Raw genomic sequence first — 22367 nt, 5'->3', positions numbered from 1 at the left:
CATCAGGTTTTCCATTGCCGTGCGGCCACCGTCGGCGTTGCCGTTGGTCACGTCGTGGCCGATGATCCGGTCGTCATCCTCGTCACCGATGTCGGTCGGGTCCTTGATGTCGATGCCGAAGCCCTGAAGAAAACCGCCGTCGCGCAGGTAGTCGACCGAGACTTCCGACGGGTTCAGGTCGAGCAGCGCGATGCGTGCGTTCGCCGGGTCGTCGATGGTGGCGGCGGCCCACTGGCCGATCAACTCACCGGCCTTGAAGTTGTCGGTGGCGAAGGTGGCGTCGGCCACATCTGCGGGCTCGAACGGGGTGTCGAGCGCGATCACCAGAAGGCCGGCGTCGCGGGCCTGACCGATCACCGGCGCAAGGGCGCGGCTGTCGGACGGGGTGATCAGGATGCCTTTCGCGCCGGAGGCGATGCAGGTTTCGACCGCAGCGACCTGCGTTTCGACGTCGCCGTCGATCTTGCCGGCGAAGGTCTGAAGCTCGATCCCATTCTCCTCGGCGCCTTTCAGAGCGCCTTCTTTCATCTTCACGAAGAACGGGTTGGTGTCCGTCTTGGTGATGAGGCAAGCGCCGACCGGCTCATGCGAAGCGGCCTGCGCGGCGCCCGTGATCAGAGCCAGCGCCGACGCGGCCGACGCGAGTTTCAGGGTGTGCGTGAATGCGGATTTCATGACCATCCTCCCAGAAGTCAAAGTGAATACCAGAGCCGAAAGACCGACCCCACAATTCGCAAAAGGCAGTGATTCTGGGCGACCTGTCAATAAATAAATCAATCTGATTTACTATTGACAGAGCTGGCCCAATTTCCGACCTTTGGCGCCAGTTCGTGTGGGAGGCGCGCGGAGCGGAATGAGTAAAAGCGCATTTAATCAAGGTGTTGATGACGGGCAGGTCGGGGCGGGTGTGCTGACCGCCGCTGTGCGCGGCTCCAACCAAAGCGGGATGCGTGCCCATAATGAACGCCTCGTGCTGACGCTCCTGCGCCAGCGCGGCCCCCTTGCCAAAGCCAACATCGCGCGCACGACCGGGCTGTCGGCGCAGACGGTTTCGGTGATTATGCGCGCACTCGAAAGGGACGGTCTGCTCACGCGCGGGGAGCCGCAGCGCGGCAGGGTGGGGCAGCCCTCGGTGCCTATGGCCCTCGCGGCGGACGGTGCATATTTCCTTGGCCTGAAGGTCGGGCGAAGAAGCCTCGACCTCGTTCTCATCGATTTCGTGGGGCGCGTCGAAGGCCGGGTGCATATCACCCACAAGTTCCCGACCCCCGAGGGCGTCGTGCGGTTCGCCAACAGTGCCATCGACCAACTATTGGGCCAGTTGACCGCACCTCAGCGCGCCCGCGTGTCCGGTCTGGGCATCGCGATCCCTTTTCAGCTTTGGGACTGGGCCAAGCCGCTTGGTGTGAAACCGGGAGAGCTGGCGGAATGGCGCGACCGCGACGTCGCGCGCGAAATCGCGGAAAACTGGGATTTCCCCGTCTACCTCAAGAACGACGCGTCGGCGGCTTGCGGCGCCGAGTTGGTCTTTGGCGAAAAGGACCGGCCCAGCGACTTTCTTTATTTCTTCATCGGGTTCTTCGTCGGCGGCGGGCTGGTGGTGGACAATGCGCTTTATACCGGACGGACCGGGAACGCTGCCGCACTTGGGTCGATCCCGCTCGGGATGAGTGGTTCCCAAACCCGGCAGCTTGTTGATGTCGCCTCGCTCGCATCCTTGGAAAACGCACTTATCGCGGTCGGCGGAAACGGAGACATGATCTGGGAGAACCCGAAAAGCTGGTCCGTGCCGGACGCCATCCTCGATCGCTGGATGGACGAGGCGTGCGAGGGGCTTGCCTACGCCATTCTCTCCGCAGTCTGTCTGATCGATTTTCCGCAGGCGATGATCGATGGTTGGCTGCCTGATGACATCCGGGCGGAGATCGTGAAACGCACGCGTGACCGTGTCGCAACCGCCAACCTCGCCGGCATCGCGACGCCGGATGTCCGTTCAGGCACGATCGGTAGCGATGCACGGTCCCTCGGTGCGGCCAGTTTGCCGCTGTCCGAGCGATTCCTCGTAGATAAGGATGCGTTCCTGATGCGCTGAATTGGCGTGTGGAGTGGTTGGTTTCGTTGTTGTGCGCGGTGGCTAGCCGCGTCCGCGCTGCGGTGGAGGGACTCGAGGCGGGTGTGGCTCGTAAATGATGACCTTGAGCAGCCAAACACAAAGGCCGGACCCGCACAAACAATCGTACCGGAAGGGTCGGCTTAGATCGCGAGGGTTTCCAACGCGGTTCGAAGGTCGTTGGGCAGGGCGACCGGTCGGCGGCTTTCTGCGTCGACGCAGACATGCACGAAGTAGCCTTCGGCGGAGGTCGCTTGAGCGTCGTTTCTAAACAGCCCGATCTCGTAGCGCACCGAACTGCGGCCCACATGCGTGACCTTCAACCCGGCGGTCACTGTGTCGGGGAAAACGATCTCGCCAGAATAGCGGCATCCGCTTTCCACCACGAGGCCGATGGTTTCGCCCGACTTCGGATCGAGCACGCCGTGCTCCATCATCCAGCCGTTGACCACCGTGTCGAACAACTCGTAGTGCACGACGTTGTTCATGTGGCCGTAGACGTCGCCGTCGCGCCAGCGCGTCTGAAGCGTGCGGAATGTCGGGTAATCCTCCCGCGTCGAGGGCGCCGGGCGGTCGGCCATCACCACGCCTCGCGGTAGATGGCCAGCGCGTCGGCCTCGCTCACATCGCGGGGGTTGTTGACGAGCAGACGCTGCTGGAGCATCGAATCCGCCGCCATTTTCTCAAGCGCGGTTTCGGGTATGCCGACGTCGCGCAGGCGGGTTTCCATGCCCAGTTTCGACGACAGCCCGGCAAGTTCGTCGATGAAGACGGTGCACAGGCGATCGGCGTCGTTGCTGCGTTCGAGATACGGAAAGGCATCGTGGGCGATTTCGGCATAGAGGTCCGCAGCAACCGGCGCGTTGAAGCGCAGGACGTGGGGCAGGACCAGTGCGTTCGACAGGCCGTGGGGCACGTGGAATGTCCCGCCGATCGGATAGGCGAGCGCGTGGACGGCGGCCACGGGCGAATTGGCAAAGGCCTGACCGGCCAGCATCGAACCCAGCAGCATCGCGCCGCGCGCTTCGACGTCGGTTCCGTCCATCACGGCGGTTTCGATGTTCGCGCCAAGCAGCCGAAGTGCTTCACGGGCGAGGAGCTTTGACACCGGGTTGTTGTTGGCGCTCTTGGAAGCATAGGCTTCAATCGCGTGGACCATCGCGTCGACGCCGGTGGCGGCGGTGATCGCGGGCGGCAGGCCAAGCGTCAGTTCGGCGTCCAGAACCGCGATGTCGGGCAGGATCACGGGGGAGGAGACGCCCCGCTTTTCCTCTTCGCCGACCGTGATGATCGACACCGGCGTCACTTCGGACCCGGTCCCGGCGGTCGTGGGAACGAGCACCAGCGGAAGGCGCGGTCCCTTGGCGTTCGCGACGCCCCATGCCGCGTCGAGGTCTTCGCCGGAGCCAAGGAGAAGCGCGGCGAGTTTGGCCACGTCGAGCGACGAGCCGCCCCCGAACCCGATCACGCCGGTCGCGTCCGCTGCACGTCCCGCCTCGGTCGCGGCCATCAGCGTGGCGAGGCTGGGGTCGGCCTCGACCCCATCGAAAACCGTGACCGCCACCCCAGCGGCTTCGAGGTCGGCCAAAGCGGGGTCGCACAATCCGAGCTTGCGCAGGCCGGGGTCGGTGACGAACAGGCAACGCTCGCCCACGGTGGGCTTGGCGAGTTCGCCCATGCCCGCCGCCGCGCCGGGCCGGAAGACGACGGATTTCGTCGTGTTGAACGTGAACGGTGCGATCATGGTCCTCCCTCCATCCCGGTGCGATCCGGGTCTTTTTATCCGCGGTCGGGCGCGGTGCCATCCCCCTTTGCGCCGGGGGCCGTGTCCCCCGACTGCAATCGCCGTGTCGCGAGGATGCGCCGGTCGCGCCAGCTTTGGGCGTCGGGGATCGCGCCCACCGGCTGTCGGCGGGTCATTTCGTCGTTTATCTTCGCGACGAGGTCAGGCCCCCAGTCGTAATCGGTGCGGGCGTCCGCCCCCATTTTCTTCATCATCCCTTCAAGCTGACCGACGAAGCCGGCAAACCCTTCGTGGGCATTGAGATGGGCCGTCATGAACGGCCCGATCGAGGCCCAGCGAAGTGCGAGCCCGCTGGTCATCACCCGGTCGATGTCGGCCGCGCTGCAATACCCTTCGCCCACCAGATGCATCGCCTCGGCGACCAGTGTGTATTGCAGGCGATTGAGGATGAACCCGTCAATTTCCTTGTTTACCGTGATCGGTTCCATGCCCGCCTCGGTATAAAACCGGCGCGCCCGTTCCACGGTTTCGGGCGCCGTCAGCGGCGTGGCACAAAGTTCGACCAGTGGGATGTGCGATGGCGGATTGACCGGGTGACCGACAAGCGCGCGCTCGGGATGCGGGATGTCGCTGAGGAACTGCGACCCCGGCAGGGCCGATGTCGACGAGAGGAGCAGGCAGTCGTCGGGCGCAGCCGCCCCGATCTCGTCGAAGAGCGCACGCTTGATGGCAAGGTCTTCGCGAACGCTTTCCTGCACGACCTCGGCGCCGGACAGCGCCTCTTCCAACGACCCGGCAACGCGGATGCGCGCACGGATGTCGGCAGGTGTCTCGCCCGTCGGCATCTCGCGGCCAAGTTGTTCGAGCGTCGCCTCGATCCGGGGCAGGGCGCGGGCGGCGATGGCGTCGGCGTCAGCGTCGTAGAGGACGACCTCGTGGCCCGCGCGGGCGAACACCGTGGCCCAGCCGCACCCGACTGTTCCGACGCCGATGCAGACGACCCGTGCCATGTTCAGCTCACCGGATCGTCGATTTCGGACCACTTCGCTTCGAAGTCCCAGATGCGTTGGAAGCCGATCAACTGGTTGAACTCGGAAAAGTCGAACAACTCGATGTTGGGGGAGTTCGAGGTGCCTTCGGTTTTCAGGACGTTCAGCGCACGTTCGGCCGCCGCCGCGGCGGCGAGGCCGGTGAGCGAGGGGAAGATGGCGAGGTTGTATCCCATGTTCTCAAGCGCCTCGGCGGTCAGGATCGGCGTCTTGCCGCCATCGGCCATGTTGGCCATCGTCGGCGCGTCGATCAACTCGTTCGAGCGGCGCATTTCGTCCTCACTCTCAAGCGCCTCGACGAAGACGACGTCGGCGCCCGCATCGCGGTAGGCCAGACCCCGGTCGATCGCCCCTTGGAACCCTTCTACGGCGCGGGCATCGGTGCGTGCGATGATAAGTGTCTCGGGCGACTGCCGCGCCTCGCAGGCGACCTTGATCTTGTTGACCATGTCCTGCGTCGGCACCACGCGCTTATAGGGCGTATGCCCGCATTTCTTGGGAAATTCCTGATCTTCAAGCTGAATGCCCACGGCACCCGCAGCCTCGTACCCACGGACGGTGTGGTCGACGTTCAGAAGACCGCCATAGCCGGTGTCGGCATCCGCGATCACGCCCGCCTTCACGGTGCGGCACAGCGTTTCCACGCGGCCCACCATGTCGGTGTAGGTCGCGATCCCGGCGTCGGGGATACCTTGCTGGGACGCGGTTCCCCAGAACCCGGAGGAATAGACGAAATCGAAGCCGACCTTGTTGCTTACAACGGCGGTGATCATGTCGTGGATGCCGGGGGCCACAACGAATTCGCCGCGCTCCAGCACGGCTTTCAGGCTGGGTCGGGTCATTCTTGCTCCAACGTGTTGAGATAGTCGATGACGTCGCTTTCCGAAACGACGTCGCCATATTTCGCGTCCATATCGAATAGATTGGCTTCGTGCGGGGCTTCGTGCCGGTCGCCAACGGCCTCGCGCGGGATGATCGGGATGAAGCCGTGCGAACAACTGTCGATACAGGTGGCGCGCACGCAGCCACTGGTCGTGACGCCCGTGTGGATCAGCGTGTCCACGCCCCAGGACGCGAGCGTCGAGGCGAGCGAGGTGCCGAAGAAGGCGCTTGGGTATTGCTTGGAAATGACCAGCTCGCCTTCACCGACCTCCAGCCCCTTGGGCCAGTCGCCCATCGGGTTGCCCTGGATGAAGTTGCGCAGGGGCAGGGCCTTTTGGAAGAAACGCCCCCCGTCCTTGCCTCCGGCCTGATAGACCACATTGGTATAGATCACCGGGACGCCCTTTTGCCGCGCCACTTCGCGAATGCGCAGGGCGGAGGCGAGCGCATCGTCCACATCGGCATAAAGCTCGCAGGCTTCGTTGAAGTAGCCTTCGACGAAATCGATGAAGATGAGCGCGGGCCTCCGTCCGAAGCCGATCCGGTTGCCGTAGGCGCGTTTGTAGTTTTCGACGAGGTCCGTTTCCGTGCTCATCAGGCTGCGTCCTCTTCCGATTTGATCTGTCCGAACTGCTCGGGCGCGAGGACGAGCCAGGGCGTCTCCCGCGCGCGGCGTTCTTCGTAGGCCGCGAGCGCTTCGGCGTCGTCCGACAAGATCGCCCCGATCTCGTCCAGACCGGCCATCAGCGCGCGCTTGCGGTTCGCTTCGATCTCGAAGGCGATGGCCGTGTCGCCCACCCGGATCGTCTGCGAAGGCAGGTCGACTTCGACCTCTTCACCGGCTCGCGCGGCTTTTTCCATCCGGGCCATTTCCTCGCCCTGAAGACGGATCGGCAGCACACCGTTCTTGAAGCAGTTCGCGTGGAAGATCTCGCCGAAGCTGCGCGCGATCACGCAGCGGATGCCGAGGTCGGCGAGCGCCCAGACCGCCTGTTCGCGGCTCGACCCGGTGCCGAAGGTTTCGCCGGTGACGAGGATCTGGGCCTTGTCATAGGGCGGCTGGTCGAGAACGAAGGGTTCGTTTCCACCGCGCCGTTCGTTGAACGCATACCGCCCAAGCCCGTCGCGTTCGAGCAACAGCAGGAACCGCGCCGGGAAAATCACGTCGGTGTCGATCGCATCTTCCATCAGCGGGGCGGCGACGCTTCGCAGTTTCGTCAGTTTTTCCATCGTTACAGATAGTCCCTCACGTCGGTGATATGCCCGGCAATCGCCGCGGCGGCGGCCATCTGCGGGCTCATCAGGTGGGTGCGCCCGCCGATCCCTTGCCGCCCCTCGAAGTTCCGGTTCGACGTGGACGCGCTCCGCTCTCCCTTGGACAGGCGGTCGTCGTTCATGCCCACGCACATGGAACAGCCCGCGTCGCGCCATTCGAAGCCCGCCGCGAGGAAAACGCGGTCCAGCCCTTCGGCTTCGGCGATGGCCTTGACCGATGCCGATCCGGGCACCGCGATGGCACGAATGCCCGGCGAAACCTTGCGGTCGGTCAGAACCTTCGCCGCGGCGCGCAGATCCTCGATCCGGCCATTGGTGCAGGAGCCGATGAACACCGTGTCGATGGCCACGTCGGACAGCCGCGTTCCGGGGGTGAGCCCCATGTATTCAAGCGTCTTGCGCATCTTTTCGCGTTTGCCGTCGTCCTGAAGCGTTTCCGGGTCAGGCACCACGCCGTTGACTGGCAGGGTGTGCTCAGGCGTCGTGCCCCAGGACACCTGCGGCTCGAGCGTCGAGGTGTCGAACGTGATCTCACGGTCGAAAACGGCGTCCTCGTCGCTGCGCAGCGACATCCAACTGGTCACGGCGGCATCCCAAAGCTCGGCCTTCGGGGCGAGCGGGCGGTCCTTGAGATAGGCGATGGTCTTTTCGTCGGGCGCGACCATGCCGACACGGCTGCCCGCTTCGATGGACATGTTGCACAGCGTCATGCGGGATTCCATCGACAAGTCGCGCACGGTCGAGCCTGCGTATTCGATGGCATAGCCCACACCGCCCCCCGTGCCGATCTTGGCGATGAGGGCGAGAATCACGTCCTTCACGGTCACACCGGCCGGCAGGCCGCCCTCGAGGTTGACGCGCATGGTTTTCTGCCGGCGCTGGCGCAGGCTTTGGGCCGCAAAGACGGTGGCGCATTCGCTCGCCCCGATGCCGAACGCGATGCAGCCGAAGGCACCATGGGTGCTGGTGTGGCTGTCACCGCAGACGAGGACCGATCCGGGCAGGGTGAAGCCGAGTTCCGGGCCGATCACGTGGACGATTCCGTGCCGGTCGCCCTCCATCGGGAGATAGGTGATATCGTGGCGCTTGGCGTTCTGCTTCAGCCGGTCGACCTGCGCCTGAGCCAGTTCATCCGCGAACCGGCGGCCGTCACGCTTTGTCGGGACCGCGTGGTCGGCCACGGCGACATGGGCTTCGGGTCTGCGCACCTTGCGCCCCTGCTTCTCGATGGTGGCGAAAGCCTGCGGGCTGGACACCTCCTGAACGAGGTGCCGGTCGACATACAGGAGGGCTTCGTCGTTGCCGTAATCGGTCACCACGTGCTGATCCCATATCTTCTGATAAAGGGTGCGAGGGCACATTACGTTTTTCTCCTCAAAGGCAATGGCTTACGGTTCCCTCCCGGCAGTTTCGCGACAGGGGGCGCCACCACTTTTTTCCTTGATCTTGGGTGGACCTTACTATTTCATGAATACGCATTCAACAGAAAAGCTGCCTCACTGAATCAAGTAGGCGTAAACAGCAACAGGGAGAGCATCATGAGGCTCGGAGTCGATGTGGGCGGTACGTTTACCGACCTGCTACTTCAAGATGACGCGGCGAACAAAACGTACCGGGCGAAAACGCCCTCGACGCCGCAGGACCAGTCGATCGGCGTCGCCGAAGGGGTGCGCCTGATCTGCGAAAAGGCGGGCGTGAAGCCGTCGGACATCTCGCTCGTCCTGCATGGGACGACGGTCGCCACCAACGCCGTGCTCGAAGGCAAGGGGGCCCGTGTCGGCCTGCTGGTGACCGAAGGGTTCGAGCACACCCTGCACCTTGCGAAATCGTGGACGCCCGGTCCGCTGTTCGGCTGGATCGTGATGGACAAGCCCGATCCGCTCGCCGCGCTGAAGGACACACGGGGCATTCCCGAACGGGTCGACGCGCGCGGCAACGTGGTGCATGAACTCGACGAGGCGAAGGCGATCGAATTGATCGACGACCTCTGCGGCTCCGGCATCGAAGCTTTGACGATTTCGCTCATGCACTCCTACGCCAACCCAGCGCACGAACGGCGGTTGCGCGAGCTTGTACAGGAGCGTTTCCCGGACATGACGGTTTCGCTGTCCTCCGACATTCTGCCGGAATTCCGCGAATACGACCGCGCGATCACGACGGTCATGAACGACTATGTGCGCCCGATCATGACGCGCTACCTGTCGCGCATCGAACAGCGCCTGAAAGAGGTCGGGGTCGAAAGCCGCCTGCACATCGTGCGCTCGGACGGCGGGTTGATGAGCGCCGAGGCCGCTGCGCAACGGCCCGTCCACACCGTGCTGTCCGGTCCGGCAGGGGGCGTCACCGCCACCGCGATGACCGCGCGGCGCACGGGGATCAACAAGCTCCTCGCGTTCGACATGGGCGGCACATCCACCGACGTTTCGGTCATCATCGACGGCAATCCGATGATCTCGCGGTCGACCGATGTGGGCTATTTCCCGGCCAAGGTGCCGACGCTGGACGTGCGCAGCGTGGGCGCGGGCGGCGGTTCGATCGCCGAGGTGTCCGAACTGACCACCTCGCTTCGCGTGGGGCCGCGCAGCGCGGGCGCGATGCCCGGCCCGGTCGCCTATGGGCGCGGCGGCACCGAACCGACCGTTTCCGACGCGAACGTGATCCTGGGCTACCTTCCCTCGCGCCTTCTGGGCGGTGACATGACGCTGGACGTCGACGGCGCGCGCGAAGCGGTTGCCAGCATCGGCAAGAGCATCGGCCTGTCGTCTGAAGACGCGGCGCAGGGCATTCTCGACATCGCGAACGAAGTGATGCTGGGCGCCTTGCGCGTCATCACCGTGCAGCGCGGTCTCGACCCGCGCGACTTCGGTATCGTCGCCTTCGGTGGCGCTGGACCGCTCCACGCCAACGCCATGGCGCAGGTGCTGGGCTGCTACCCGGTTGTCGTGCCCCACAACCCCGGCGTTCTGTCGGCGCTGGGCTTCCTCGAAGCCGAGTTCAAGAACGAATTCGTTCAGACCCTGATCGGCTCGGTCGCGGGTATGAACGACGGCAAGGTGTTCGAGCACTTCGCCGACCTTCGTGGCAAGGCGCTGGAATGGCTCGACGAGCAGGAGGTCGAAACGACCGACCGCGGGCTCAAATACACCATGGACCTGCGCTATGAGCAGCAAGGGTTCGAGGTCGAGATCACGGTTCCGTCCGAGATGATCGACAAGGCGGACGGGCTGGACACCGTGCTCAAGGATTTCCACGAAACCCACGAGCGCCTTTACGGTGTGCGCTTCGACCTGCCGATCGAACTGGTGGCGCTGCGTGTCGTCGCGACCGGGGCGACGCCGCCGGTGGAATACACGATGCCCGAGGACGGCACGACCGACGTGGCCGAAGCGATCATCGAAACCCAGCCCGCGTATTTCCACGGCGAATGGATCGACACGCCGCATATCGACCGGGACCGGCTTGCGACCGGCGCGCGGATCGAGGGGCCGGCGATCGTGCGACAGTACGATACCACGACCGTCCTGCTACCGGATCACTATGCCGAGGTCGACGAGACCGGCAACCTGATGATCTGGCCCACCAACAAGGGAGAATGATCCAATGACCAAGAAACTCGACCCGATTACACTCGACCTGATCGAGAACGCGCTTCTGAACGCGCGGTTCGAGATGGACAGCGTCGTGACCCGCGTTGCGCTTTCTCCGGTGATCCGCGAACAGCACGACGAGTTCCCGATGATCTGCAACCCCGCGGGGCAGATGGTGGTTGGCCAGTTCGGCTCCTACATCCCTGAGATCGTGGAGCAGTACAAAAACAACATCAACGAAGGCGACATCTTCGTCTGGAACGACCCCTATGCCTGCAAGGGCTCGATCTCGCACAACAACGACTGGTGCGTGATGATGCCGATCTTCCACGAGGGCCACCACGTCGGATACAGTTCGATTTTCGGGCACATGGTGGACACGGGCGGCAAGGTGCCCGGTTCGATGCCGGCGGATGCCTACACGATCTGGGAAGAGGGGCTGCGCGTCCCGCCGGTGAAGATCTACGAGGACGGTAAGCTCAACGAGGGCGTTCTCCAGATCATGCTGAACAACAGCCGGACGCCCGACATGAACCGCGCCGACCTCATGGCGCTCATCGCCGGGTGCCGGACGGCGGCCAAGCGGGTGCAGGAAATCTGCGACCGTTTCGGGCGCGACAGCTACCTGACCGCCTGTGACGAGCTGATGTCGCGCACGCGCGAAGCGATGCGTGTGCTGATCTCGAAATACATCCCCGAAGAGCCGGTGACCTTCACCGACTACGTGGACGACGACGGCGTGGGCAACGGCCCGTTCAAGCTGCACCTTTCGATCTACAAGAAGGGCGAAGTCGCGGTCATCGACTGGACCGGGACCGACGATCAGGCCGAGGGGCCGATCAACTTCCACATCCACGAAGGTCTCTGCAAACTGTTCTTCGGCGTGTACATGATTATGGCGTTCGATCCCAAGATCATGTTCAACGAAGGGTTCTACGACCTGTTCGAGATCATCCTTCCCGAAGGCAGCCTTCTCAATCCCAAGTTCCCGGCCGCTCTGTCGAACCGCCTGAACACGCACACGCGGTTTTTCGACTGTCAGGCGGGCGCGCTGGGCCAGCAGGCCCCGCACCTTTCGATGGCGGCGGGCTACGGCACTAGCCCGCACTTTATCTTCACCGGGACCGACGAGAACGGGAAGTATTTCCAGTTGATGGAGCTTCTGTTCGGCGGTGTGCCGGGCCGTCCGCGTGACGACGGTCTGGACGGCCACGCGTGGTGGCCGCTCTTCAGCGCGACGCCCATCGAATACATCGAGAACTACTACCCGGTGATCGTGGAGCGTTACCGCCCGGTGCAGGATGCCGGTGGGGCCGGTCTGCACCGTGGCGGTGCCGGGATCGAGAAGGTGTATCGCGTGCTCGCCTCCGGTTCGATCTCGATCCACGACGACCGCGAGGTGGTGCCGCCCTGGGGCATCAACGGCGGCCTGCACGGCGGCACGTCGAGCAAATGGGTCGTGCGCGCGGGCAAGGACGAGCCCGAGCGCATTCCGTCCAAGACCGACAGCGTCAAGGTCGAGCCGGGTGACCGCATCATCTTCATCACCGCCGGGTCCGGTGGCTGGGGCGATCCGCTGGAACGGCCCGTCGAGAAGGTGCTGAAGGACGTGCGCGACGGGCTGGTGTCACGCCAGAAGGCCGAGTGCGACTACGGCGTTCTCATCGGCGAGGATCTGACCGTGGACGAAAACGGGACCGAGGCTTTGCGCAAGTCGCAGCGCAAAGAGCGGGGCGAACCGGCACCGTTCGATTTCGGCTTCATCCCCGGCGTTCACGAAGCGGCTGAATAAGGCCCTTTGCGGTGGGCGTGCCTAGCGCGCCCACCTTCCCATTCCGGGCACGGTGTGGCCCGGGATCAGATCGCCGGGGATCACCCGGCGTTGTGCTTCGGCCCCTTTCAGGTCTTCCGGCGCGGCCTTCAAAAGCTCGAGCGTTTCCGCGACCATCCGTTCGACCGGCTGACGCACCGTCGTCAGGCTGTAGGGCGCGCGCTGCCCCTCCCGGATCCCGTCGAACCCGGCGAGCATGATGTCATCGGGTATCTTCAGGCCGAAGTTCTCGTTCAGCGCGTCGGCGCAGCCGATCGCCATGATGTCGTTCACCGCGAAGATCGCGTCGGGGAAGCGCGGACCCGGCCCGTTGAAGCGGCGGATCATGGCGTTTCGCGCGCCGGAATAGCTCGATTCACCGTCGACCTCTTCGATTTCGACCCCGGCGACCCCGTCCACGGCGGACCGGAACCCCTGAACCCGGTCGATGCTCGTCGATCCCTGCGGATCGCCCCGCACGATAAGGATGCGCCGCGCGCCCGCAGCCGCCATCAGCCGACCCAGAACCGCGCTCCCCTCGAAGTTGTCGCACTGGACCCCGGACAGTTCGGATCCGACAACGCGGCGGTTGAACATGACCACCGGGATGCCCAGACCTTCGCTGAGTTTCACGAGTTCGGACGACATCTGGGCCGAGGTGACGACCAGCCCGTCGATGGGATAGCGCATCGCCTGCATCATCACGTCGTCGCTGTCGCGCCCGTCCTGCACCGAGAAAGCGAGGACTTGGCGATGGGTGCGCTGGATGGATTCCACGAACACCTGCAACGTCTCGGAATAAAAGGGATTGTTCAGGTTTCCGCTGATGACCGCGACCATGTTGCTGCGCTTCGACGACAGGCTCGACGCGAACACGTTCGGCACGTAGTTCAGCTCTTTCGCGGCGGCCAGAATGCGGTCGCGCTTTTCCTTCGTGATGCTCGCACCGGGCGTGAAGGCGCGCGACACGGCAGGCTGTGACACGCCCGCGAGTTTGGCCACGTCGAAGGAAGTCACCCGTGATTTGAGACGTGCCATCGCTACAAAATACCTTTTCCGTCCACCACCGCGCCGACCGGGGCCAGCGCGGATCACTCTCTAATGGATTGCACGCCCCGAGGCGATCATATTCTGCACCCATGCCACGGGCCCTTGGCAGGCGGCAATCCCTGCATCCGAATTCAAGGCTCGGGGAGAAACCCAAGAATGCATGATTGACAATGAATCGAATTCTGAGAAAGATGTGAATGCGTATTCAAGTCAACGACGAGTCGACCAAAACGACCGCGACGCACATCAACGGCAACAGGGAGATACACATGACACACTCCAACACAATCAAGGGCCTGGTATCGGCGCTGGCGCTTTCGGTCGCCGGTACGGCGGCAAGTGCGCAGGACGCCTCGGAAGGCATCGCACGCGCTCAGGAGGCCCTCGCGCCTTACCTCGAACAGCCGGTCTTCACGGCACCGGGCGACCCCTTCGACATTCGCGAATGCGCCGCGGACCGCAAGATGCTGGCGATCCCGAACAGCAGCGCCAACCCCTTCCTCAAGGGGATCATCGACCGCATGAAAGCGGTGGGTGAGGACATCGGGCTCGAAGTGGCCGAATGGGAAAACCAGGGCCAACCCAGCCAGTGGGTGCAGGGCTTCGACTTCGCGATCCGCGATGGTTTCGACGTCATCAACCTGATTTCGGGCATCTCGCCCGATACCGTCGTGCCGCAGATCACCGCCGCCAACGAGGCGGGCGTGAAAGTGACCACGTCGCACTTCTACGACCCCTCGGACACGCCGAACGAACTGCTGTCCTCGACGCTTCCGGTCGGTTTCAACGAGATCGGCAAGATCCTCGCCAACTGGGTCACGGTGAACACGGACGGTGCGGGCAAAGTCCTTCTCGTCGTGTCGCGTGAAGTGCCGCCCACCATTCCGCTCGTCGACGGGTTCGAAAGCGTGCTCGCCGAGAACTGCCCGGATTGCGAAATCGTGCAGGAGGTCAACGTCGGCGTGGCCGAATGGGGCACCAAGATCCAGTCGTCGGTTCAGTCGGCGCTTCAGGCCAACCCCGAGATCGACGTGATCGTGCCGATCTACGATTCCATGTCGCAGTTCGTCGTTCCGGCGCTTCGCCTGACCGGCAACCTCGGCTCGGTGAAGGTCGCGACCTTCAACGGCACGCCCTTCGTGCTCGACTACATCCAGGAAGGCTCGGTTTCGATGGACATCGGCGAAAGCCTCGACTGGATCGCATATGCCACGGTCGATGCCAACATGCGTGACCTGTGCGGTCTGCCGGTGCCGGAGAAGCTGAACGTGCCGTTCTACATCTTCGACGAAAGCAACGCCGAGATGGCAGGCACGCCCGCGCAGTTCGACACGGGTTATGGCGACGCCTACGTGTCGGGTTTCCGTGAGCTCTGGGGCCTGAACTGATCCCCATGACAACCGAGCAGATCTCTGCGCGGAACGATCGGGTGGCGTCGACACAGACGCCACCCACGCTTCGCCTGGAGAACATATCCAAGACATTCCGTGCGACCCGGGCGCTGGACAGCGTCTCGCTGACCATCGAGCCGGGCGAGGTGCATGGGCTTCTGGGAACCAACGGCTCCGGCAAGTCCACCCTTATCAAGGTTCTGGCAGGGTTTCACGCCCCCGATCCGGGCGGTTCGATGCAGTTCAACGGGCGCGACGTTCCGCTGCCGCTGGACCCTTCGACCTTCCGCCGTCTCGGGATGAGTTTCGTGCACCAGAACCTCGGCCTCGTGCCGTCGCTTACGGTGCTCGAAAACCTTCGCCTATCGCAGATCGCGCTCGGCAAGGGTCGCCGGATCAACTGGCGCAAGGAACGCGCGGCGGCGCAAGAGACGCTGGACCGCTACGATGTGGACGTCGAACAATGGCGCCGGATCGACGAACTCAGTGCTGTGAACCGCGCGCTCATCGCGATCATCCGGGCCTTCGAGGAAATCCGCGAGGAATGCGAGCGCACGGGTGAACCCGGCCTCGTCCTGCTGGACGAACCCACGCCGTTCCTGCCCAAGGAAGGCGTGGACCGGCTGTTCCAGCTCATGCGCCAGATCGCCGATCATGGCTCCGCCGTCACCTTCATCTCGCACGACATCGACGAGGTGATGGAGATCACCGACCGCGTGACCATCCTGCGCGACGGCAAGGTGTCGGGCGAAATCGAAACACGCGATGCGAGCCGGGACCAGATGATCGAGATGATTATCGGCCGCTCCCTCGCCAGCGCCGCACCCCCCGTTCACGTCGCCCGTAAGTTCGAACCGATGGCCCGGCTGAAGGGTCTGTCGGGCGCAGGTATCCCGACCTGCGACATCACGGTCGGGAAGGGTGAAATCCTCGGGCTGACCGGGTTGATCGGCTCGGGCTACGACAAGATCCCCTACCTCGTCTTCGGCGCGGATCCCGCGCATTCGGGCGAAATGACGCTCGACGACGGCAAGCACTTCGACCTGCGCACGATGACACCGGCGGCCTCCATCGCCGAAAACATCGCGCTCCTGCCCGGTGACCGGGACACCAAGAGCGGCGTCGGCAACATGAAGGTGTTCGAGAACATGCTCCTGCCCGACATCGGCGGGTACGTGCAGGGCGGGTTCCTGCGCAACGGCCAGATGCGGCGCGAGGCGAAGGCGCTCGGGGAACGCTTCGAGGTGCGCCCGAACGACCCGGAACTGAACCTGGGCAACTTGTCCGGCGGGAACGCCCAGAAGGTTCTTATCGCGCGGTGGCTGAAACGCGAGCCGAGGCTTTTGTTGCTGGACGAACCGACGCAGGGCGTCGACGTCGGCACGCGCGCCAACATCTTCAAGGCGGTGAAAGAGGCCGCCGCCAAGGGTATGTCCGTGATCTGCGCCAGCTCCGATGCCGAACAGCTCGCCGAGCTGTGTGACCGCGTGCTCGTCTTCGCGCGCGGTCGTATCGTCGATGAGCTGGCCGGCTCGCAGGTCGACAAGGACAACATCACGCAAGCCTGCTATTCGTCGCTGGGCACGGCCGAGGGTCGTGCACAAGACGCAGCGGGCCAAGACAAGGGGACACCATGAGCACGTCCACGGAATCCGCAACGCCACGCAAGAAGTCCAATGTGAACGCCATGCGGCTGTTCGAACGCTACGCGCTGATCCTCGTGTGGTTTCTGCTGATCGCGGGGTTTTCCATCGCCATGCCGGAGTCCTTCCTGCGCTGGGGCAACTTCTCGATCCTGTTCGCCTCCTATGCGCCCGCCGCGCTTCTGGCGCTGGCGATCATCATTCCCCTCACATCGGGGGACTATGACCTCGCCGTCGGGGCGACGATGACATTGTCGTCCTGTATGATCGCGGTCCTGAATTCGTGGATGGATGTGTCGATCGAGCTTTCGATCCTTCTCGCCCTTTTGGGCGGGCTCGCGGTCGGCCTCTTTCATGCGCTGTTCATCGTCTATTTCCGCATTCACTCTCTGGTCGTGACACTGGGCAGCACCTCGCTCATCTCGGGCGTCGTGCAGTGGTTCACTAATTCCTCGACCATCGGCGGCATCGACAACGCGTTGATCATGTGGGTGGTCGGCGGACGGCTGTTCGGCGTGCCTTACGCCTTCTACTACGCGTTCGCGGCGGCAATCGTTCTCTGGTATGTCTTCGACTTCACACCTCTTGGCCGGCGGCTTCTGTTCGTCGGGCGTGGGCGCGAAGTGGCGCGGCTGAACGGCATCCCGGTGGAAAAGATGCGCGTAGGCGCGCTCGTCGCCTCGTCCGTCGTCGCCGCGCTCGCCGGGGTGCTCTATGCGGGCGTCCTCGGGTCCGCCGACCCGTATTCGGGGCTGAACTACCTGCTTCCCGCTTTCGCCGCGGCCTTCCTTGGCTCGACGACGATCATGCCGGGACGGTTCAATCCGTGGGGCACCATCGTCGCGGTCTATTTCCTCGGCACCGGGATCACCGGCTTGACCATGTTCGGGATTCCGCTGTGGGTCACGAACGTCTTCAACGGTGGCGCACTGATCCTCGCCGTGACGATTTCGCAGCTGACCCGCGGGCGCGAGGCGTCCGACATCGGCTAAAACGCGAGCGCAGGACAGCTGTCAGCGGGCGGGTTTCTGAGGCGGGTTCGGGCTCTGCCGAGGGCCCGCGCCTGCTGAGGGTGCCGTCTGATGGTCGGGCAGGGGGCTTTCGCAGCTTCGTCCCAAGACCCGCAGGGCCTGTTGCCACCGTTTCCAGACCGATCCCAAGTCCATATGGTTGGCCATTGTGCCCCATGGTCGTTTCAGCCGTTTAGCTCTCAATGCGGTGGACCTAGGGCGCGAGTGAGGCCTCGACGTCCGTCACGAAACGATCCGGTGACGGCGGCGCGTTTTCGCCGGGTATGAGGTCTGCGATCCGGGTGATGTTGCCCGCACTTCAACGTGATCTCCGTGAAAGTCAAAGGCTTGGCGCAGCCCCTTCACGCCTTGGCCGAGAAGTTTCCGACCAGCCTTCGAAGGTTTGCGGGCGAAGAGCGCTCGCTTTGCGCGACGGTACTTGGAAAAACGTATACGTTTTTTCGTTAAAGAGGGCGTAGTTTGCGAAAAAAAGGTCATTTCGTATACGTTTTTTCTTGTCCGGGCCGCCGTGTAATGTTTTATAGGCAGACGGAGGAGACCCAGCATGACCGAGTCGGACACCACAAAATCCCAGACACTCGCGGCCTTCCTTGGGCTGCGCGGGCTGATCGTCGATGGAACGCTAGCGCCGGGTGCGCGGGTGTCGGAACCGCTGATCGTCGAACGCTTTGGTGTCTCGCGCACGCCGGCCCGTGCCGCGCTGGCACAATTAGCCGAAGAGGGTCTTCTCGCGAAACGCGAGAAAAGCGGCTACGAGGTCAAATCGTATACGGAAAAGGATGTTTTTCAGGCGATCGAGATCCGCGGGATTCTTGAGGGGATGGCGGCGCGGCTGGCCGCCGACCGGGACGTGCCTGCGGCGACCCTTCAGAAGATGGACAGTGTCGTGCTCGAGCTTGACGACGTGGTCGGGCGGCTCACCACCGACAGTGAGCAGACCGAATACGTTCACCTCAACAACGAATTCCACCGGCTCCTGCTCGACGCGTCAGACAGCGAGATGCTTGCGATGTCGCTGGACCGGATCAAGGCGCTGCCGTTCGGCTCGCCCAACGCGTTCGTCGAGTCCCTGACGCTGAACCACGGGGCGGTCAAGAAGGTGCTGATCATGGCGCAGGAACAGCACCGCGCCATCGTCGAATGCATCCGCGCGGGCAACGCCACCCGCGCCGAGCGCCTTGCCCACGAACATTCCTTCTGCGCGGCACGCTACTTGCAGCTCCTGCGCGCAAAGGACGAACCCATTCCCTGGATTGCCGAGAAAGCGAAAAGAGCAAGCCGGAAATAAACACCTGAAATCACAGACTTCGACCACCGCTGCGACACTGTCGGCAACGGCCGGGGAAGCTGTGTCTGCTGAAGAACGGAGGACAGCAATGCAAACCATCGAGGAACTGCGCAGAACGCCGGAAGGCTACTTCACCACGCGCTGGGGCCAGCCGGAATACACCGACTGGCAGGACGAAAGCATGTCGTGGAAGGAAGGCTGCTACATCGGTGACTGGTCGTTCCTGTGGGAGCGGCGGTTCCGGGGGCCGGATGCGCTGAAATTGTTCGCGGACACGTCCGTCAACAATTTCGAGAAGTTCGAGCTGAACCAGTCCAAGCACGTCATTCACACCGACGAGAACGGCAAGCTGATTGCCGAGGGCGTGCTGACCCGTCTGGGCGAAGACGAGTTCATGCACTTCGGGCGCGGCACCTTCTGGGTCGACTACAAGATGCGCCATGGCGACTACAACGCCACATCTGAAGGCGACGACTGGTTCAACTTTCAGGTGCAAGGGCCGGACGCGATCCACGTCGTCGAAAAAGCCTGCGGGCAGAAGCTGCGCGACGTGAAGTTCATGTACAACGGCCACATCAAGATCGCCGGGTGCGACGTGGTCGCGCTGCGTCAGGGCATGGCGGGCGAGCTTGGGTTCGAGCTTCAGGGCGACATCAGGAAAAGTCAGGACGTATACGACGCCATCGTCGAAGCCGGGAAAGAGTTCGGCATTCGCAAGCTGGGCGGGCGTGCGGCGTTCATCAACCACCTCGAGGCGTGCTTCCCGACCATCGTCACCGACTATCTGCCCGCGATCTTCGAACCGGACATGGCCGGGTATCTGGACGAGTTCCGGTCGGCCATGCCCGCCTTCGCCTCGACCTTCAACGTCGCGGGCAGCTTTGAAGGCAAGAAGGTGTCCGATTGGTACCGCTCGCCCGTCGAACTGGGCTGGGCCAACCGCATCCATCTGGGCCACGACTTCATCGGGCGCGACGCGCTGGCCGAGGAAAAGGCGAACCCGCGCCGTGTGATCCGCACGCTGGTCTGGAACGCCGACGACATCGGCAAGGTCTTTGCCTCGCTCTTCGGCAAGGATCAGCCCTACGACTGGATGGAGATCCCCCGCGATCAGCGTGGCTTCATGTACTGCGACCGCGTGCTGAAGAACGGGCGGGACATCGGGACGACCACCTCGCGCGGCTACTCTTACTTCTTCCGCGAAATGCTGTCGCTGGCCACCGTCGACGTGGCCGAGGCCGAGATCGGGAACGAAGTCTCGGTGCTGTGGGGTGCCCCCGGCAACCCGCAGATCGAGATCCGCGCGACCGTGCAGCCTGCGCCCTACAAGCAGGACAACCGCCGCGCGTCTTACTGAGTTTCTCCGGCCCGGTGATGTCACCGGGCCGGATCAACGGGGCAGGCCCTTCGCGGTCTGTCCAACCTCATGAAACTGGGAGGAACCAATGACGACCAAACGACTATTGGCAGCCACGCTCGTTGCTGCTTTGACATGCCTGCCGGCCCTTGCCGAGACCGTGAAGGTCGGCGTGGTCGGCCCGTTCTCGGGGCCCTTCTCCGGCTCGTTCGGGGAACCGTTCCGGCAGGGGATCGAAACCTATGTCGCGATGAACGGCCAACCCGCCGACGGGATCGAGGTGGAGTTCATCTACCGCGACCTGCAATCGCCCGATCCGGGCCGCGCCCGTGCGCTGGCGCAGGAACTGGTGGCGCGTGACGGGGTGCAATACCTTGCAGGCTTCGTGTTCACGCCGAACGCCATCGCCGCCGCCGGGATTTCGGCGCAGGCCAAGATCCCCACGGTGATCTTCAACGCCTCCGCCTCGGCGGTCGTGTCGCAGTCGCCGTACTATGTGCGCACGTCGAACACGCTGCCGCAGGTGTCGGTCCCGACCGCGCAGAACGCGCTGGACAAAGGCTACACGACCGTCGTGACGGCGGTGAGCGATTATGGCCCCGGCGTCGATGCGGAAACCAGCTTTGTCAAAGCCTTCACCGAGGGCGGCGGCGAGGTGCTGGAATCGATCCGGATGCCGCTGTCGACCACCGACTTCGGCCCCTACCTTCAGTCGATCCAGCTGAAAAAGCCCGACGCGCTCTTTGTGTTCCTGCCTTACGGCCCGCCCACCTTCAGCTTCGTGAACGCCTACCGCGACAACGGTCTGGACGATGCGGGCATCGCGTTTGTCGGCACCTCCGAGACGCAGGAAGTGGACCTTCAGTCGCTGGGCGAGGCCGCGATCGGGCTTGAGACCGGGTATTTCTATTCCGCCGCGCACGAGTCCGCTGAAAACGACGCGTTCAAGGCGAAGCTGGCCGAGCTTTATCCCGATGCCGAACCGAACCCGGCCACCGTGTCGGCCTTCGACGGCACCCATGCGCTTTATGAAATGATCCGCGCGACCGGGGGCGAAGCCGATCCTGACGGGGCCATCGCGGCCATCGCCGGGGCAAGCTGGGAAAGCCCGCGTGGCCCGATCAGCATCGACCCCAAGACGCGCGACATCGTTCAGAACGTCTATATCCGCGTCGTCGAGCAGGAAGAGAACGGTCGTCTCGTAAACCGCGAGATCAAGACCTTCGAAGCGCAGCCCGACTACGGCGCGGCGCAGTAAGAGGGGGCGGCCGCATGTTTTCCCTTATCGCAAGCATCCTGATCGACGGAATCGCTTATGGGTTGGTTCTGTTCATGGTGTCAGTCGGTCTGACGGTCACGCTTGGCCTGATGCGCTTCGTGAACCTTGCTCACGGGACATTCGCGATGATCGGGGGATATGCGGCCGCAACCGCCATCACGGCGCTGGGTCTGCCTTATGGTCTGGCGCTGATCTGCGCCGCGCTTGCGGCAGGCGCGATTGCCTACGGGCTTGAGATCGCGCTGATCCGGCGGCTGTATCACCGGCCCGAACTGGATCAGGTTCTTCTGACCATCGGGCTGGTGTTCATGGGCATCGCCTTGTCGGGCATGATGTTCGGCAACTCTCTGGTGCCCGTCCGGCTGCCCGAATTTCTGAGGGGCGCCACCGACCTTGGTTTCCGGCAGGTGCCGACCCAACGCTTCGTGCCGCTGGTGCTGGGTCTGGCGACCCTGATCGGCATCTGGCTGTTGTTCGAGCGGACCCGGTTCGGCATTCGCCTGCGCGCCACGGTCGACAACCCGCGCGCGGCGGGCGAGTTGGGGATCAACACCCGGCACATCTATGCCGCCGCCTTTGCCATCGGGGCCGCGCTGGCCGGGCTGGGCGGTGTGGCCGGGGCCGAGCTTTTGCCGGTCGAGCCATACTACCCGCTGAAATACCTCGTGCTGTTCCTCGCCGTCGTGGCGGTGGGCGGGCCGGGTAACATGCTGGGCAGCTTCGTGGCCGCGCTTTTGCTGGGCACCGTCGAAACGGCCGGCAAGTACCTTGCCCCCGACTTCGCCACCATCGCGCTTTACGCGCTCATGCTTCTCGTACTCAGCTGGCGGCCCGAGGGTCTGTTCCGGCGCACGTCCAAGACCTGAGGCTG

General features: G+C 63.8%; 19 protein-coding genes. 10 read left to right on the top strand and 9 right to left on the bottom strand.

Going from position 1 to position 22367, the window contains the following annotated elements:
• On the bottom strand, positions 1–675 hold a 675-nt coding region (locus RB2654_RS07495), incomplete at its 3' end, for a substrate-binding domain-containing protein (protein ID WP_040884553.1).
• 178 nt (positions 676–853) lie between these two features.
• On the opposite strand from RB2654_RS07495, the gene RB2654_RS07490 reads away from it, so the two are divergent.
• On the top strand, positions 854–2092 hold the full coding sequence (locus tag RB2654_RS07490) for an ROK family protein (RefSeq protein ID WP_050771942.1): 1239 nt from the start codon (positions 854–856) through the stop codon (positions 2090–2092).
• A gap of 161 nt (positions 2093–2253) precedes the next feature.
• On the opposite strand, the gene RB2654_RS07485 is transcribed toward RB2654_RS07490, so the two are convergent.
• Genes RB2654_RS07485 through leuC form a run of 7 tightly spaced genes read right to left on the bottom strand, consistent with a single transcriptional unit; the run spans position 2254 to position 8421 of the window.
• Positions 2254–2691, bottom strand: a complete 438-nt coding sequence (locus RB2654_RS07485; protein WP_008330118.1) for an acyl-CoA thioesterase — start codon at positions 2689–2691, stop codon at positions 2254–2256.
• Positions 2691–3851 (bottom strand): iron-containing alcohol dehydrogenase, encoded by a 1161-nt coding sequence (locus tag RB2654_RS07480; protein WP_040885537.1) that lies wholly within the window; start codon positions 3849–3851, stop codon positions 2691–2693. The genes RB2654_RS07485 and RB2654_RS07480 overlap by 1 nt, the downstream gene beginning before the upstream one ends.
• A 38-nt stretch (positions 3852–3889) precedes the next feature.
• Positions 3890–4864 (bottom strand): 3-hydroxyacyl-CoA dehydrogenase NAD-binding domain-containing protein, encoded by a 975-nt coding sequence (locus RB2654_RS07475; protein WP_008330116.1) that lies wholly within the window; start codon positions 4862–4864, stop codon positions 3890–3892.
• A 2-nt stretch (positions 4865–4866) separates the two neighbouring features.
• On the bottom strand, positions 4867–5745 hold the full coding sequence (locus tag RB2654_RS07470) for an isocitrate lyase/PEP mutase family protein (RefSeq protein WP_008330115.1): 879 nt from the start codon (positions 5743–5745) through the stop codon (positions 4867–4869).
• The gene (locus RB2654_RS07465) at positions 5742–6380 is read right to left on the bottom strand and encodes an isochorismatase family protein (RefSeq protein ID WP_008330114.1); all 639 of its coding nucleotides are present in this window, start codon (positions 6378–6380) and stop codon (positions 5742–5744) included. Before RB2654_RS07465 ends, RB2654_RS07470 begins: the two co-directional genes overlap by 4 nt.
• Positions 6380–7015: a 3-isopropylmalate dehydratase small subunit gene (gene leuD / locus RB2654_RS07460; protein ID WP_008330113.1), complete on the bottom strand. Its 636-nt coding sequence runs from the start codon at positions 7013–7015 to the stop codon at positions 6380–6382. Before leuD ends, RB2654_RS07465 begins: the two co-directional genes overlap by 1 nt.
• 2 nt (positions 7016–7017) lie before the next feature.
• Positions 7018–8421 carry a 3-isopropylmalate dehydratase large subunit gene (gene leuC, locus RB2654_RS07455; RefSeq protein WP_008330112.1) on the bottom strand — a complete coding sequence of 468 codons (1404 nt, stop codon included), beginning with the start codon at positions 8419–8421 and terminating at the stop codon, positions 7018–7020.
• 177 nt (positions 8422–8598) lie between these two features.
• Here leuC and RB2654_RS07450 point away from each other — a divergent pair, with 177 nt between their 5' ends.
• A complete protein-coding gene (locus tag RB2654_RS07450) occupies positions 8599–10656 on the top strand; it encodes a hydantoinase/oxoprolinase family protein (protein ID WP_008330111.1) in 2058 nt (685 codons plus the stop codon).
• Between the two features lie 4 nt (positions 10657–10660).
• Positions 10661–12439, top strand: a complete 1779-nt coding sequence (locus tag RB2654_RS07445; protein ID WP_008330110.1) for a hydantoinase B/oxoprolinase family protein — start codon at positions 10661–10663, stop codon at positions 12437–12439.
• A 21-nt stretch (positions 12440–12460) separates the two neighbouring features.
• Here RB2654_RS07445 and RB2654_RS07440 read toward each other — a convergent pair whose 3' ends face one another.
• Complete coding sequence (locus tag RB2654_RS07440) at positions 12461–13495, bottom strand: LacI family DNA-binding transcriptional regulator (RefSeq protein WP_008330109.1); 1035 nt, start codon at positions 13493–13495, stop codon at positions 12461–12463.
• A 281-nt stretch (positions 13496–13776) separates the two neighbouring features.
• Between RB2654_RS07440 and RB2654_RS07435 the strand changes: the two genes are divergently transcribed.
• The 7 genes from RB2654_RS07435 to RB2654_RS07405 all read left to right on the top strand — a co-directional run bounded on the left by RB2654_RS07435 (position 13777) and on the right by RB2654_RS07405 (position 22362).
• Positions 13777–14895 carry a sugar ABC transporter substrate-binding protein gene (locus tag RB2654_RS07435; protein ID WP_148912477.1) on the top strand — a complete coding sequence of 373 codons (1119 nt, stop codon included), beginning with the start codon at positions 13777–13779 and terminating at the stop codon, positions 14893–14895.
• 41 nt (positions 14896–14936) lie between these two features.
• Positions 14937–16535: a sugar ABC transporter ATP-binding protein gene (locus RB2654_RS07430; RefSeq protein ID WP_246146523.1), complete on the top strand. Its 1599-nt coding sequence runs from the start codon at positions 14937–14939 to the stop codon at positions 16533–16535.
• Complete coding sequence (locus RB2654_RS07425) at positions 16532–17533, top strand: ABC transporter permease (RefSeq protein WP_008330106.1); 1002 nt, start codon at positions 16532–16534, stop codon at positions 17531–17533. Before RB2654_RS07430 ends, RB2654_RS07425 begins: the two co-directional genes overlap by 4 nt.
• 583 nt (positions 17534–18116) lie before the next feature.
• Complete coding sequence (locus RB2654_RS07420) at positions 18117–18860, top strand: GntR family transcriptional regulator (RefSeq protein ID WP_008330105.1); 744 nt, start codon at positions 18117–18119, stop codon at positions 18858–18860.
• 88 nt (positions 18861–18948) lie between these two features.
• The gene (locus tag RB2654_RS07415) at positions 18949–20217 is read left to right on the top strand and encodes an aminomethyltransferase family protein (RefSeq protein WP_008330104.1); all 1269 of its coding nucleotides are present in this window, start codon (positions 18949–18951) and stop codon (positions 20215–20217) included.
• Between the two features lie 88 nt (positions 20218–20305).
• A complete protein-coding gene (locus RB2654_RS07410) occupies positions 20306–21475 on the top strand; it encodes an ABC transporter substrate-binding protein (protein ID WP_040884551.1) in 1170 nt (389 codons plus the stop codon).
• A gap of 14 nt (positions 21476–21489) precedes the next feature.
• Positions 21490–22362, top strand: coding sequence for a branched-chain amino acid ABC transporter permease (locus tag RB2654_RS07405; protein ID WP_008330099.1), 873 nt, complete (start codon positions 21490–21492; stop codon positions 22360–22362).
• Positions 22363–22367 lie beyond the last annotated feature (5 nt).

It is taken from the genome of Maritimibacter alkaliphilus HTCC2654, assembly GCF_000152805.1.
GTDB classification, from domain to species: Bacteria; Pseudomonadota; Alphaproteobacteria; order Rhodobacterales; family Rhodobacteraceae; genus Maritimibacter; species Maritimibacter alkaliphilus.
The sequence above is the reverse complement of the archived record's forward strand: the minus strand, read 5'-3'. Positions and strand labels throughout refer to the sequence as shown.

What these genes read in the sequence shown, in the direction of transcription:
- RB2654_RS07490 (WP_050771942.1), top strand. Translation starts at nt 854, where the DNA reads ATGAGTAAAAGCGCATTTAATCAAGGTGTTGATGACGGGCAGGTCGGG.
- RB2654_RS07485 (WP_008330118.1), bottom strand. Translation starts at nt 2,691, where the DNA reads ATGGCCGACCGCCCGGCGCCCTCGACGCGGGAGGATTACCCGACATTC.
- RB2654_RS07475 (WP_008330116.1), bottom strand. Translation starts at nt 4,864, where the DNA reads ATGGCACGGGTCGTCTGCATCGGCGTCGGAACAGTCGGGTGCGGCTGG.
- RB2654_RS07470 (WP_008330115.1), bottom strand. Translation starts at nt 5,745, where the DNA reads ATGACCCGACCCAGCCTGAAAGCCGTGCTGGAGCGCGGCGAATTCGTT.
- RB2654_RS07465 (WP_008330114.1), bottom strand. Translation starts at nt 6,380, where the DNA reads ATGAGCACGGAAACGGACCTCGTCGAAAACTACAAACGCGCCTACGGC.
- leuD (WP_008330113.1), bottom strand. Translation starts at nt 7,015, where the DNA reads ATGGAAAAACTGACGAAACTGCGAAGCGTCGCCGCCCCGCTGATGGAA.
- leuC (WP_008330112.1), bottom strand. Translation starts at nt 8,421, where the DNA reads ATGTGCCCTCGCACCCTTTATCAGAAGATATGGGATCAGCACGTGGTG.
- RB2654_RS07450 (WP_008330111.1), top strand. Translation starts at nt 8,599, where the DNA reads ATGAGGCTCGGAGTCGATGTGGGCGGTACGTTTACCGACCTGCTACTT.
- RB2654_RS07445 (WP_008330110.1), top strand. Translation starts at nt 10,661, where the DNA reads ATGACCAAGAAACTCGACCCGATTACACTCGACCTGATCGAGAACGCG.
- RB2654_RS07440 (WP_008330109.1), bottom strand. Translation starts at nt 13,495, where the DNA reads ATGGCACGTCTCAAATCACGGGTGACTTCCTTCGACGTGGCCAAACTC.
- RB2654_RS07435 (WP_148912477.1), top strand. Translation starts at nt 13,777, where the DNA reads ATGACACACTCCAACACAATCAAGGGCCTGGTATCGGCGCTGGCGCTT.
- RB2654_RS07425 (WP_008330106.1), top strand. Translation starts at nt 16,532, where the DNA reads ATGAGCACGTCCACGGAATCCGCAACGCCACGCAAGAAGTCCAATGTG.
- RB2654_RS07420 (WP_008330105.1), top strand. Translation starts at nt 18,117, where the DNA reads ATGACCGAGTCGGACACCACAAAATCCCAGACACTCGCGGCCTTCCTT.
- RB2654_RS07415 (WP_008330104.1), top strand. Translation starts at nt 18,949, where the DNA reads ATGCAAACCATCGAGGAACTGCGCAGAACGCCGGAAGGCTACTTCACC.
- RB2654_RS07410 (WP_040884551.1), top strand. Translation starts at nt 20,306, where the DNA reads ATGACGACCAAACGACTATTGGCAGCCACGCTCGTTGCTGCTTTGACA.
- RB2654_RS07405 (WP_008330099.1), top strand. Translation starts at nt 21,490, where the DNA reads ATGTTTTCCCTTATCGCAAGCATCCTGATCGACGGAATCGCTTATGGG.